This is a genomic window from Olleya sp. Ti.3.14, from assembly GCF_038154885.1.
Classification (GTDB): domain Bacteria; phylum Bacteroidota; class Bacteroidia; order Flavobacteriales; family Flavobacteriaceae; genus Olleya.
On record NZ_JBAKAO010000004.1, the window covers coordinates 72,846 to 86,889 of the forward strand.

At 33.3% G+C, this 14,044-nt stretch carries 13 protein-coding genes; 12 read left to right on the forward strand and 1 reads right to left on the reverse strand.

The window, feature by feature from the left end:
* The 12 genes from V6251_RS07665 to V6251_RS07720 all read left to right on the forward strand — a co-directional run bounded on the left by V6251_RS07665 (position 1) and on the right by V6251_RS07720 (position 11,239).
* The gene (locus tag V6251_RS07665; RefSeq protein WP_341587691.1) at positions 1 to 1,353 is read left to right on the forward strand and encodes a TrkH family potassium uptake protein; all 1,353 of its coding nucleotides are present in this window, start codon (positions 1 to 3) and stop codon (positions 1,351 to 1,353) included.
* A 2-nt stretch (positions 1,354 to 1,355) separates the two neighbouring features.
* Complete coding sequence (locus V6251_RS07670) at positions 1,356 to 2,108, forward strand: EI24 domain-containing protein (RefSeq protein ID WP_341587693.1); 753 nt, start codon at positions 1,356 to 1,358, stop codon at positions 2,106 to 2,108.
* A complete protein-coding gene (locus V6251_RS07675) occupies positions 2,108 to 2,647 on the forward strand; it encodes a GNAT family N-acetyltransferase (protein ID WP_341587695.1) in 540 nt (179 codons plus the stop codon). The genes V6251_RS07670 and V6251_RS07675 overlap by 1 nt, the downstream gene beginning before the upstream one ends.
* Positions 2,637 to 3,539 carry an oxygen-dependent coproporphyrinogen oxidase gene (gene hemF / locus V6251_RS07680; RefSeq protein ID WP_341587696.1) on the forward strand — a complete coding sequence of 301 codons (903 nt, stop codon included), beginning with the start codon at positions 2,637 to 2,639 and terminating at the stop codon, positions 3,537 to 3,539. Before V6251_RS07675 ends, hemF begins: the two co-directional genes overlap by 11 nt.
* A 1-nt stretch (position 3,540) precedes the next feature.
* Positions 3,541 to 3,930, forward strand: a complete 390-nt coding sequence (locus V6251_RS07685; RefSeq protein WP_341587698.1) for a YchJ family protein — start codon at positions 3,541 to 3,543, stop codon at positions 3,928 to 3,930.
* A 7-nt stretch (positions 3,931 to 3,937) separates the two neighbouring features.
* On the forward strand, positions 3,938 to 4,927 hold the full coding sequence (hemB, locus tag V6251_RS07690) for a porphobilinogen synthase (RefSeq protein WP_341587699.1): 990 nt from the start codon (positions 3,938 to 3,940) through the stop codon (positions 4,925 to 4,927).
* Between the two features lie 30 nt (positions 4,928 to 4,957).
* Complete coding sequence (locus V6251_RS07695; protein ID WP_341587700.1) at positions 4,958 to 6,031, forward strand: hemolysin family protein; 1,074 nt, start codon at positions 4,958 to 4,960, stop codon at positions 6,029 to 6,031.
* 2 nt (positions 6,032 to 6,033) lie between these two features.
* Entirely contained in the window at positions 6,034 to 6,507 is a 474-nt protein-coding gene (locus V6251_RS07700; protein ID WP_341587701.1) for a methylated-DNA--[protein]-cysteine S-methyltransferase, read from the forward strand.
* Positions 6,507 to 7,025 (forward strand): DUF4442 domain-containing protein, encoded by a 519-nt coding sequence (locus tag V6251_RS07705; protein ID WP_341587703.1) that lies wholly within the window; start codon positions 6,507 to 6,509, stop codon positions 7,023 to 7,025. The genes V6251_RS07700 and V6251_RS07705 overlap by 1 nt, the downstream gene beginning before the upstream one ends.
* 52 nt (positions 7,026 to 7,077) lie before the next feature.
* Entirely contained in the window at positions 7,078 to 8,235 is a 1,158-nt protein-coding gene (locus tag V6251_RS07710; RefSeq protein WP_341587704.1) for a serine hydrolase domain-containing protein, read from the forward strand.
* 73 nt (positions 8,236 to 8,308) lie between these two features.
* Complete coding sequence (locus V6251_RS07715) at positions 8,309 to 10,519, forward strand: S41 family peptidase (RefSeq protein WP_341587705.1); 2,211 nt, start codon at positions 8,309 to 8,311, stop codon at positions 10,517 to 10,519.
* 6 nt (positions 10,520 to 10,525) lie between these two features.
* A complete protein-coding gene (locus V6251_RS07720; RefSeq protein WP_341587706.1) occupies positions 10,526 to 11,239 on the forward strand; it encodes a 3'-5' exonuclease in 714 nt (237 codons plus the stop codon).
* 92 nt (positions 11,240 to 11,331) lie between these two features.
* Here V6251_RS07720 and V6251_RS07725 read toward each other — a convergent pair whose 3' ends face one another.
* The gene (locus V6251_RS07725; RefSeq protein ID WP_341587708.1) at positions 11,332 to 13,986 is read right to left on the reverse strand and encodes a GEVED domain-containing protein; all 2,655 of its coding nucleotides are present in this window, start codon (positions 13,984 to 13,986) and stop codon (positions 11,332 to 11,334) included.
* Positions 13,987 to 14,044 lie beyond the last annotated feature (58 nt).

A 14,044-nucleotide genomic window follows, 5' to 3' on the forward strand; every position in this document is an offset into this window, starting at 1 on the left:
ATGAAACTTTCATTTAACCAAACAGCAAAAAAATATGCTTTAGTTAAAAAAAGTTGGACACCTCAACAAAATTTATTTTACGGTTTTCTAACTTATATTGCTCTAGGTTTCATATTACTCTGTTTGCCAATATTTCAAAAACAAAGTGCTTCTATTTTAGACCATTTGTTTATTGCTACTTCTGCTGTATCAACTACAGGATTGGTTACAGTCTCAATTTTTGACACCTATAATATTTTTGGACAATTTATAATAATGGTCCTCGTTCAATTAGGTGGTATTGGATATTTATCCTTTACCACCTATATGATTTTATCTACTACCAGAAAAATAACCCTATGGCATAAAAAAATATTATCCACAGAATTCACACTACCTAACACAATTAAAATTACAGACTTTTTAAAATCTGTCGTGTTATTTACACTAATAATGGAATCAATAGGTGCTATTCTGTTTTTTATAGCTTTTAAAGCACAAGGTATGCCAACCTTTGAGGCTATTTGGTCATCTGTTTTTCATAGCATTAGCTCCTTTTGCACAGCAGGCTTTAGTTTATTTAACAATAGTTTTATGGACTATGTTGACAATAATTTTGTCAATTTTATAATCTCAATGTTAGCCATTTGTGGATCATTAGGTTTTATTGTTATTACAGATTTTGGATTAAAAATTAAAAACAAATCACACAAAGTTAGTTTTACAACAAAAATAATTATCTACGGATTTTTAATGCTACTTACTTTTGGTACAACATTTTTTTATTTTGAACCATCCATAGTCAATTACCATTCTGACTCAAGATTTCTAGCCGCCTTTTTTCAATGCATGTCAGCCATGACTACAGTAGGATTTAACACTGTAGATTTTGGATATTTTACTCAGGCAATGATGTTAATTTGCATCTTTTTAATGTACATTGGAGCCTCACCATCTGGAACAGCTGGAGGAATTAAAATCACAACACTAACTGCTGTTTTTGCAGTAATGAAAAGTAGACTAACTGGAAGTAAAACTGTAACTTTTTTAGGGAGACAAATTCCTTTTGAAAGATTATACATTGCCACCTCTGCTTTTATCTTTTACACAATCATAATACTTATCGGAACTTTTTTAATAACTTTAACTAACGATTTTAAATTTGAAGAAATTCTGTTTGAAGTTTCTTCTGCACTTGGTACTGTAGGTTTAAGTACAGGTATTACAGGAGATTTAAATATAGGTGGTAAATTGGTAATTATAGCTTTAATGTTTATTGGTCGTTTAGGTGTTTTAACTTTTGGATTAGCCATCTGGTCCAGACAAAGACAACAAGTAAAACCAAATGTTATAAAAGAAGATATCGCAGTATAAAAATGATACAAAACATAATAAAAGGAATAAACGGATACTCTGGTGCATTTGCACTAATTTCAAAACTTAAACTTTGGAAGTATTTTTTTATTCCTATTGTTATTAGTATTCTAACTGCAACTATCATTGGTTTGACTGCTTATGGACTCTCCGACAATATTGGACAGTTTATCGCAAAAATTTGGTTTTGGGAATGGGGTAAACAAACCTTTACAGCCATATCTACAGTCCTTGGAGTTATAATTATTATAGCATTAGGCATAATCCTTTACAAACACATCATTATGGCACTATCGGCTCCATTTATGAGTCCTGTGTCAGAAAAAATTGAAACGCATTTAACTGGTATAGTAAAACATAATCACAGAAAAACATCGTTTCAAGAGCAACTTTGGCGAGGGATTAGAATTAACATCAGAAATTTAGGTCGCGAGCTACTAATTACCATTCCAATTTTACTTCTTAAATTTATTCCTGTAATTAATATCTTTTCAACAGCATTATTAATAATGGTACAATCCTATTATGCTGGTTTTGGTAATATGGATTACACCTTGGAGCGTCATTTTAATTACAAAGACAGTGTAAAGTTTGTTAGAGATAATCGTGGACTAGCTATAGGTAACGGACTGGTTTTTATCCTGTTTTTATTTATCCCAATTATTGGTGTAATTTTAGTACTACCCTTAAGTGTAACTGCAGCAACAATTACTACTGCAAAACGTCTTAAACCGGAAAATCAAAACCTAATCTAATGATTGCAACTTTTGATGATTTTGAAATCAATCCCATCCACAATGGAGATGCATGGAAAATTTGTGACTTCATGGTTACTAATCAAGATAGGTTAAAACGTTATTTTCCTAAAACATTAGAACAAAATCTAACACCGACTTTATCACAACTATTTGTAGATAAAAAAGTAAAACAATTTAATAATAAAGAAGAGTTTTTATTCACTTTAAAAAATGCTGAGACTAAAGATTTAGTAGGACTAATTTATATAAAAGAAGTAGACCATCACATCAAACAAGGTGAGTTTGCTTATTGCATAGATTACAACTTTCAAGGCAAAGGACTAATAACAAAGTCTGTTGCTGCATTATCATCTTACGCCTTTAAAAATCTAGATTTAAACACACTACAAATCATCGTTTTTAAAGACAATATTAGCAGTGTTAAAGTGGCAAATAACAATAGTTTTAAATGGATTAAAACCTTAAAAAACGAATTTACTCCAATTGGCGAAAACCCTCTTGATATGGAGTTATATGAATTATACAATGAAAGATAAATTTTTTGAATACATACATCAATTACAAGACAGCATAACTGCTGGATTAGAAAAAATAGATGGCAAAGCAACTTTCCAAGAAGACATTTGGAAACGACCAGAAGGTGGTGGAGGACGCACACGAGTTATAGAAAACGGAAATGTTTTTGAAAAAGGTGGTGTTAATATTTCTGGTGTACACGGTAAATTACCAGACAGCATGCAAAAATATTTTGGTGTTGAAGATGCCGATTTTTTTGCTTGTGGATTAAGTCTAGTTTTACATCCAAAAAATCCAATGGTGCCTACTGTACACGCAAATTGGCGTTATTTTGAAATGTATGACATAGACGGAAATATTGTAGACCAATGGTTTGGAGGAGGACAAGACCTAACACCTTATTACTTATTTGATGAGGATGCAACACACTTCCATCAAACATGTAAAACAGCTTGCGATAAACACAATGCAGAATTTTATCCAAAATATAAAGCACGTTGTGACGAGTATTTCTATAATACACATCGTAATGAAGGTCGTGGTATTGGAGGCTTGTTTTTTGATTACTGTAAAGCTTCAGAAGACTTGACTATGCAAAACTGGTACGATTTTGTAACAGAAGTTGGTGATAGTTTTCTAGAAGCCTATGTACCTATTGTAGCAAAAAGAAAAGATTTAGACTACACCAAAGCACAACGTGATTGGCAAGAAATAAGACGTGGTCGATATGTGGAGTTCAACTTAGTGCATGATAAAGGAACCCTTTTTGGTTTAAAAACCAATGGTAGAATAGAGAGTATTTTAATGAGTCTTCCGCCACATGTGCAATGGGTTTATGACCATCATCCAGAAGCTAGTAGCGAAGAGGAAAGGTTAATTAAAGTATTACAAAACCCTAAAGATTGGGTCTAAAATGAATTGCTACTGCGGAAATACTAAGAGTTATAAAACCTGTTGTGAAGTGTTTCATTTAAATAATGGAAAAACCGAAACAGCAGAGCAATTAATGCGCTCAAGATATAGTGCATTTGTATTAGCAAATGGCGATTATTTAATGCAAACACACCATATTTCTACTAGACCAATTTCAGAAAAAAAAGCAATTGTAAAATGGGCTAAATCTGTAGAGTGGATAAAACTTGAGATTTTAAATACAACTGAAGGTCTAAGTAATAATGAAGATGGTACAGTAATGTTTAATGCCTATTTTTATGACAACGGAAACGTTGATGTAATACATGAAAACTCTGCCTTTATAAAACAAAACAACAAATGGTATTACTTAGGTAATGCCAAAAACTAATATAATTATGTATCCAATTAAAAGAAATAGACGATTAAGAACAAACGAAGCAATTAGAAGCTTAGTACGAGAAACTATAATCTCTCCAAACGATTTTTTAGTACCACTTTTTATTGTCGAAGGAAAAGGTATTAAAGAAGAAATTGCATCTATGCCAAATTACTATCGTTACAGCTTAGATTTATTACAAGCCGAAGTTAAAGAGCTTTGGAAACTAGGTTTAAAATCGGTATTACTATTTGTAAAAGTTCCGGACAATTTAAAAGACAATAAAGGGACAGAAGCTATTAATCCTGATGGATTAATGCAACGCGCTATCAAAACAGTTAAAAATGCTTGTCCTGACATGTTAGTGATGACAGATGTAGCATTGGATCCTTATTCAGTTTATGGACACGACGGAATTATTGAAAACGGAATAGTTGTCAATGATGACACTGTAGACGTTTTAGCAGACATGAGTGTATCACACGCTCAAGCTGGAGCAAATTTTGTTGCACCAAGTGACATGATGGATGGTCGCATACTAGCCATTCGCGAAGCTTTGGAAGACGAAGGATTTACTGATACAGGGATTATGAGCTATTCAGCTAAATATGCCTCAGCTTTTTATGGTCCTTTCCGTGATGCTTTAGACTCAGCTCCTGTGGATGCACAAGATATTCCTAAGGATAAAAAAACCTACCAAATGGATTATGCTAATCGTTTTGAAGCGCTACGCGAAACCGAAATGGATATAGATGAAGGTGCAGATATTGTAATGGTAAAACCAGGATTATGCTACCTAGATATTGTCCGAGAAATTAAAAACGAAGTTGACGTACCTGTTGCTGTATATCAAGTCTCTGGAGAATATGCAATGCTTAAGGCTGCTGCCGAAAAAGGTTGGCTAGACCACGATGCTGTTATGATGGAACAAGTTACAGCTATCAAACGTGCTGGTGCAGATGTAATTGCTAGTTATTTTGCTAAAGATATTGTAAAATTAATATCGTAAATTCGCAGTACATTAATTAAAAATCAATCCATGGGATTATTACTATTTTACGGAGTTATATCAATATTTTTTTCGTTTTTATGCTCTATTCTAGAAGCTGTTTTACTAAGTGTTACTCCAACATTTATTAACCTAAAAAAGCAAGAAGGTAAAGCGTTTGCAACAAATTTAGAAAATCTTAAAAAAGATGTAGATCGACCTTTAATTGCTATTTTAACACTAAATACAATTGCACACACTGTTGGTGCAATTTTAGTCGGTAAAGAGGCAGAAGGACTTTACGGAAATGGTGATGGATACGGAGTTTTTATAGTATCTGCAGTTATGACTATTTTAATATTAGTCGCTTCAGAGATTATTCCAAAAACCATTGGTGCAACCTATTGGAAAAGTTTAGCTGGTTTTACAACAACAGCACTTAATATTTTAATTTTCCCATTAAAATGGACTGGATTATTGTGGTTAATGCAACTTACAACAAAGTTAATTGGTGGTAAAGGTCATGGTAGCGTACTTAGTCGCGAAGGGTTTTTGGTTATGGCAGATATGGCTCATGAAGAAGGTGTTTTTGAGGGTAACGAAAGCAGGATTATTAAAAACCTGTTAACATTTAAAGAGGTTTTTGCTAAAAACGTAATGACACCTCGTACTGTAATGCAATCTGAAAATGAAACCACAACTGTGGAAGACTTTTTTAATAGAAACATGAACCTTCGTTTTTCAAGAATTCCTGTGTATTCTAAAACAGAAGATAATATCAAAGGATTAGTTTTAAAAGACGAAATTTTTAAAGAAATGGCTTTAGGAAATGGATCTAAAAAGTTAGTCGAATTAAAGCGAGACATTATTATCGTAGATCGTAACTTACCTATCCCAACACTTTTTGAACAACTTGTAGAAACTAGAAATCATATGGCTTTAGTGGTAGATGAGTATGGATCGGTTAGTGGAATTGTAACTATGGAAGATGTTATAGAAACGCTTTTAGGCATGGAGATTATGGACGAAAGTGATAATGTAAGTGACCTACAAAACTTAGCTAGAAAAAGTTGGGAAGCGCGTGCAAAAAAACTAGGCATATTAGACGAAAATAATCCTGAGTAACAATGGAAACATGCATTATCAAATCAGCTTTAGGTTTTACTAAAATAACAGGTGATGTAAATGGTATTGCATCAGTAATCGTTTTAAATTCAGAACAACAAGTTACGGTAAAAATACCTAAGGTTTTAAAGGACTGCGTCCTTCAACTTAACCAATATTTTGAAGGTTCACGAGAACAATTCAGCTTAAAGCTAAACCCAAAAGGTACCGCTTTTCAAAACAAGGTTTGGGACGCCTTACTAACCATTCCGTTTGGCAAAACCACATCTTATCTTCAGCTTTCAAAACAATTAGGCGATGTAAAAGCAATCAGAGCTGTTGCTAACGCTAATGGTAAAAATCCATTATGGATTATAATACCATGTCATAGGGTTATTGGCACAGACGGAAGCTTAACAGGATACGCAGGAGGTTTACACCGCAAACAATGGTTGTTAGACCATGAAAGTCCGTATAAACAGCAATCTTTATTTTAATGTATAAAGTAGTCTCTCAATTTTTAACACGGTTTGTTAAACCAGCAACCATATATAAATATGGTTTTAACTGGTCACCAATGTATAGACGCACAACCGCTAGACTTACAGAAGTTAGCGACGATTTACACTACGTCAAAATACGCTTAAAACTTAATTATAAAAATCGTAATTACGCTGGATCTATGTTTGGTGGTAGCATGCTATCCGCAACAGACCCTATTTACATGATACAACTTATTCAAATTTTAGGTGACGATTATGTCGTTTGGGATAAAGCAGTTACTGCTAAATATAAACGTCCTGGTAAAAGCACTATTTATGGTGAATTTGTTTTTACTAATGAAGAAATCGAAGCGTTAAAAAATCAATTAAAAACAGAACAACAAGTTGATATTATCAAAACAATGCAATTGGTAAATACCAAAGCTGAAGTTATTGCAGAATTTTCCAAAACGCTATACATCGCGCAAAAAACATACTATAAGAAAAAGCTTGCGCTAAGACTTAGCAAATAATAAATTTTGATTCATAATTTTATTATATTTAAAATCTAAACTAATAAAATAAATGAAATTCTTAAAAAAGCTTCTTAAAGTACTTGTAGTTCTTTTTGGTTTACTAATCGCAACCCTTTACATAACAGACACAGACTACTTGATTAAAGCTGTACGCACCATTTACATGCGTGGTTATACAACCGCCTTTTTAGATGACTACAAAAAATTTGATAACCAAGAGGTAAAAAATGGAATACCTCAACCTTGGCCTAATCATATTAACTACAATACAGTAACAGAAACCGAAACACTGCAAAAAGCCAATAAAGATTGGGGAACAATAGCATACGTTATTATAAAAAACGATAGTATCTGGTTTGAAAACTACTATGATGGTTACAACAAAGACTCTAAATCTAACTCATTTTCTATGGCTAAAAGTTATGTCTCTGGGCTTATGGGAAAAGCGATAATGGAAGGTTACATTAAAAGTTTAGATCAGCCAGTTTGTGACTTTTTACCAGCATTTTGTGATGGCGAAGCAGCAAAAATGACTGTTGGAGATTTGTCTAGCATGTCCTCTGGTACCAATTGGGATGAAGCATACTACTCGCCTTTATCTATTACTACACGCGCTTATTTTGACGATGACTTAGCTAAAGTTATGAATGGTTTAAAAGTTGTAGACCAACCTGGTCAAGCTTTTAAATATGCTAGTGGAGACACACAAATGTTAGCTATGGTTATTGAAAAAGCAACAGGTAAAAAAATGTACGACTATTTAACCGAAAGCTTTTGGAAACCATTAGGTAGTGAAAACGAAACCTTATGGCAAGTCGATAGTGAAACACACGATTTAGTAAAAGCCTACTGCTGTATTGCTAGTAATGCTAAAGATTTTGCAAGATTTGGTAAGTTATACAAAGACCACGGAAAATGGAATGGAAAACAAGTATTAGATTCGGCTTTTGTAGCAAAATCCCTAAAACCTCGTTTTCCAGCTAGTCCAGAATATGGCTATGGTTGGTGGTTAAAAAACCAGATTGGTAAAGACTTTTTCATGATGCGTGGACATTTAGGACAATATGTAATTGTACAACCAGAAGACAATGTTATAATTGTACGTTTAGGACATCAAAAATCTCCAGATGCTGGTGTTGGTGTATTTACTAATGATATTGCTTTATACATTGATGAAGCTTATAAAATGCTAAATATGAAACCTTAATGTTTTGTTATTTAACATAGTGTTAGTTAATACGCTTTTAATTTATTCATTTTTTTGAGTAAACTAATCAACCATGAAAAAACTAATTTTTACATTTTATATACTCTTACTGTGTAACAGTATGTATGCACAAGACTCATTAAATTTTGACTTTGAAATCCTGAAAGAGAAAGAGGCTGTTGGATGGTCTTCCTTTGGAAACAAAGAATATAATATTGTTTATGACACAGCAATTTCTCAAAACGGAGTAACATCTGCGTCTATAGAGGGTAATGGTAATACAGATGAGTTTCGAGTTTTAACATATACTATTCCTGCAGATTTTGGAGGAAAAAAAATAAAGCTAACTGGCTATTTAAAAACTGAAAACATAGTTAATGGTTGGGCTGGTTTATGGATGCGTATTGATCCAGATATAAGTATTGATAACATGGAATCAAGAAAGGTCCAAGGTACCACAGATTGGAAAAAATACGAAGTAGAATTAGAGACTAATAACAATGCAACATCTATTTCCTTTGGTGGTTTAATAGTTGGAACAGGAAAAATATGGGTAGATAATTTTAATATAACAGTCGATGGTAAACCACTGGATCAAGCTCCTGAGAAAGAATTGGACAAAGAATTTGATAAAGGTTCTAAAATCACAATAGATTTATCTCAAAAAAACCAAATAGAAAACTTAACGCTTCTAGGACGCATTTGGGGTTTCTTAAAATACTACCATCCAGAAGTTGGAAAAGGAAATTTTAATTGGGATTACGAATTATTTAGAATATTACCAGATTATCAAAAAGCTAAATCTAATACAGATCGAGATAAAATCCTTAGTAATTGGATAGATAGTTTAGGAACTGTAAAAATCTGTAAAAAATGTAAACCATTAGACGAAAATGCTATTTTAAAACCTAATTTAGGTTGGATTACAGATGGTAATTTATCTAAAGATTTAAGTGACAAACTAAAGTTTATTATCCAAAACAGACACCAAGGAAACCATTATTATATTGATATGGTTCGCGGTGTTGGAAATCCAGAGTTTAAAAATGAAAATCCCTATGCTAACATGCCATATCCAGATGATGGTTTTAGATTATTATCAGTTTATAAATACTGGAATATGATTAATTATTTTTTTCCTTATAAACATATAATGGATAAAGACTGGAATGAAAGTTTAAAAGAAAATATTCCACCATTTATCAATGCTAAAAACGAATTAGAATATGAATTAGCAGCTTTAAAGATGATTGCAGACATTAAAGACTCTCATGCTAATCTTTGGGGAGGAAAAGATAAAATTAACGAAATACTTGGTGACAACTATCCAAATTTCCATGTTTCATTTATTGAAAACAAGCTGGTTATAGACAACTTTTATAATGAAGACAATGCTAAAAATGGTTTGAAAATAGGAGATATTATTACGCGTATTAACGGAAAAAAAGTTGAAGACATTGTTAGAGATAATCACGATTTTTATCCAGCTTCAAATCAACCAACACGCTTAAGAGATTTCAGTTTTAATTTATTACGCACAACAAGTGACAGTATAGGTATTGAAATAGAAAACAACGGAAACAAATTAATTAAAGCAATACCTGTCTATAACAAAAAAGACATAGCTGGTTTTTACAAATGGTATACTAAAGATGAAAATATTAGTAGTTTTAAGCTACTTAAAAACAATATTGGTTACGTTTCTCTTAAAAACATTAAAAACAAAGACGTGGACAAAATAAAAAAAGAATTTAAAGACACCAAAGGGATTATTGTAGACATTAGAAACTACCCATCAGCCTTTACACCTTTTACACTTGGTAGCTTTTTTACCTCATCTAAAACACCTTTTGTAAAATTTACGACAGGTAATATAGATTATCCAGGAGAATTCACGCTTGGTGACAATTTATACATTCCTTCAAAAGGGAAAACATATCAAGGTAAAGTAATAGTATTAGTAAACGAAATATCTCAGAGCGCAGCTGAATATACAGCTATGGCATTTAGAGCAGGAGATAATGTATCTATAATAGGTAGCACAACAGCTGGAGCAGATGGTAATGTATCTACAATTTATCTTCCAGGAGGATTAAGAACTATGATTTCTGGAATTGGAGTATATTATCCTGATGGCACTCCAACCCAACGTGTTGGAATCGTACCAGATATTGAGGTAAAACCAACGATTAAAGGACTAATAGAAGGACGTGATGAATTGATTGAAAAAGCAATCGAAATCATTGATGACGCTAAAATTACACCAATAAACGCTAAAGATTGACCAGTAATGATAACCAAACTCAACCTTGAAAACATCTTATTTCTAGATATAGAAACCGTTCCGGAAACACAATATTTTTCTGATTTAGACAAAACTAAACAAGATCTTTGGGACGCTAAATCACGTTACCAACGCAAAGAGGAGTTTACAGCTGAAGAGTTTTACGATCGTGCTGGTATTTGGGCTGAGTTTGGAAAAATAGTATGTATTTCGGTTGGCTATTTCACCATCCAAGGTGATACGCGTCTATTTAGGACAACCTCTTTTTATGGTGAAGAACGTAAACTTTTAGTCGAATTTAAAAACCTTTTAATTTCTCATTTTAGTCAAGCCAAACACCTGCTTTGTGCGCATAATGGTAAGGAGTTTGACTTTCCATACATCGCTAGACGTATGATTATCCATAACATAGAATTACCTTATAAATTAAATCTTTTTGGTAAAAAACCTTGGGAAATTCCGCACTTAGACACCATGGAATTATGGAAGTTTGGTGACTACAAAACGTATACATCATTAAAGTTAATGACTAACGTTTTAGGTATACCAAGTCCAAAAGATGATATTGATGGTAGCGAAGTTTATAAAACTTACTATGAAGACAATGACATTGATCGTATTATTATTTATTGCGAAAAAGACACCATTGCAGTAGCACAAATATTTTTACGTTTACGTGGCGACTCCATTCTTACTGATGATGAAATCATTCATATTTAAATAAACATAAGGGTATTATATAAATAAAAAAACCTCAACTTTCGTTGAGGCTTTTAGCAATAAAAAATTGATTGATTAATTAAGACTAATTATTACTGCTTTATAAATTTTCTTGTTTCAATAGTATCATTTACTTCAAAATGTATTAGATATAATCCAGCTTCAAGCTTACTTACATTAATACCGTTTGATGTTGTAACACCTTTAACTACTTGTTGTCCTATCATGTTAATTACCGTAAATGGTAAATCCTCTATATTAGTTTTAACAAATAAGGCATCACCTTTTACTGGGTTTGGATATACAGCAATTTCAACGCCTAGATGTTGTACAAACCCTTCGTTAGATGTTCTTGCTGTTCCGCAAGCACCTAGATTAGTCCATCCACTTGCTGTTCTTTCATATAAATTACCTAAATAGGTTACTTGATCTCCAACTGAGTAAGATTGGCTACCATTATATTCTGCAACTCCTGCACACTTATCTGCAGATCCATTGGTTAAACTTATAGCGTCTACTGCCATATCACCTTGCCAAGTTGTACCTGTTGTCCCATCAAATCTTAATCTTACTGAATTTCCTGAGTAAGAAGACAAATCTACATTTGCATCTAACCAAGAATTACCTTGATTACCAGATCGTGTCCAAATTGTTGACCAAGTTGATCCATTGTTAGTGCTAATAGCTAAACTTAAACTTCCCATTGCAGATGTACCATACATATGATATTTAAAGCTAAAGTTTCCGTTATTAATTCCAGATAAATTAAAACAAGGCGATACTAATAAGGCACGTTTAGTAGAATAATTTGGTGCTGAAGATTCCATGAATACATATTGTGATCCTTCACTTGCGCTAGATGGTCCAGTGTTGCTTGACGGAGTAGACCCACTTCTTCTAGTCCAATTAAAGTCGTCACCACTACCTTGTGTCCAAGCGCCAAAACCTGATTCAAAACCTTCATTATAAGGAAAAGAAGAAATTGCTCCAGAACAACCAGTAGTACTTGCTGGACTTACTACAATACTTCTAGAGACTTGGTTTGCTGCATTACCTGCTGCATCACTAACATTATAGTTTCTTGTATACGTTCCTGCTGTATTAGTATTAACTGTTCCTGAAATTACAATACTAGAAGTAAGATTTCCATCAACATTATCCGTTGCTGTAGCACCTTGTTCTGTATATGCATCACCAACGGTTAAGTTAATTGTAGATCCTCCAATTAAACTAATAACTGGTTTAACAGTATCTGCAGCTCCAACCGTTAAATTAATAGTATAATCTTCCACTTCTCCATAAGAAAAAGTTTCACAAGATGTAGGCACTGCGTTATATTTCATAGATACTCTTAACCTTGTACTACCTGTAACAGCACTACTTGGTATCGTAAAGCTTCCACTAGCTGGAGTTGCTGTTGATGCAGCTTTAGAGAAAATTTGTTCTCCTGAATCTGTAAAATCACCATCGTTATTATAGTCAATCCAAGCTGCATAACCCTCAGCATAAGTGGTTCCTGTCCAAGTTGGCGTAATAGTAATAGTATTAGAAGATCCTTTAGTTAAATTAGTCGTTATGCTAGTAAAATCTGAATATAATTGCGCTCCTGAGGCATTGTTAATAGATCCTACCTGAACACGACTAATATACTCGTCACTAACACTATTCCCTTGCGAAGCACAATATTGTGTACCTGTTGTACAAGGTGTACATGCAGAACCACCACAATCAACTCCTGTTTCGTCTCCATTTTGAACACCATCTGTACAAGTTGGTGTAGCTCCACCTCCACCACACTTATCAGATAATCCTAAAGCTGCACGAGGTCCACCACTAAGTAACGTTGCTCGCATACGCGCTTTTTGTCCTTGTGTAAATAAATTCATACAAGAGTCATTGGTGTAATCCATATAGTTTTGCACCATATCTGTAGACCCACAAGAGACTTGTCCTACTGGACATCCACCATTTGATGTTTGATGTGTAGGTGTATCACTTACAAAATCATTACCACAATTAGCATCTCCCCAAATATGACGTAAATTTAAAAAGTGACCTACTTCGTGTGTCGTTGTTCTTCCACCATCAAAAGGTGCACTAACATTACCAACTCTACCAAAGTAATTGTAGCCCATTACAACACCATCTGTTGCTGCACTACCACCAGGAAATTGAGCATAACCTAAAATAGTATTTCCTCCACTTGTCATTTGTGGTACAATCCACATGTTTAAATACTCACTAGTATTCCATGGGTTAACACCTCCAGTTGACGTTCTCTTCATATCATCAGACGTTCCCCAATCTTGACGAGTCACTTGTTTTCTAGTAATACCTGTTGTTGTATTTCCGTTTGGATCAATGGTTGTTAAACAAAACTGAATTTCAGAATCTGCTGCCTGTGACCACGTATTATCTGCATCAGGATTAGTACGTCTAAAATCTTCGTTTAATACATCCAATTGTGACTGGATTTGAGCTACACTAATGTTTTCGGTACTGTTTCTATACAAAACATGTACTACGACTGGTATGGTAATAATGCTTCCATCAATTCTCGCATTTTGGGATTGTGCAACACGTTGTTGCGTAAAGGCTTCGATCTGATTCATCCTTTGCTCTAAGGTTGGATCTAATTGTTTTCTGTATTCTAAGTTCTCCATTGTTGAACAATTTCTATCTTGCTGAGCAAAAACAGAAAGCGTTAACAGAAAACTTAATAATGATAAAGTAATTGTTTTTTTCATATTAATTATTTAATAGATTATTATAATTATTACTGATTTGATACGTAAATTATTAAAA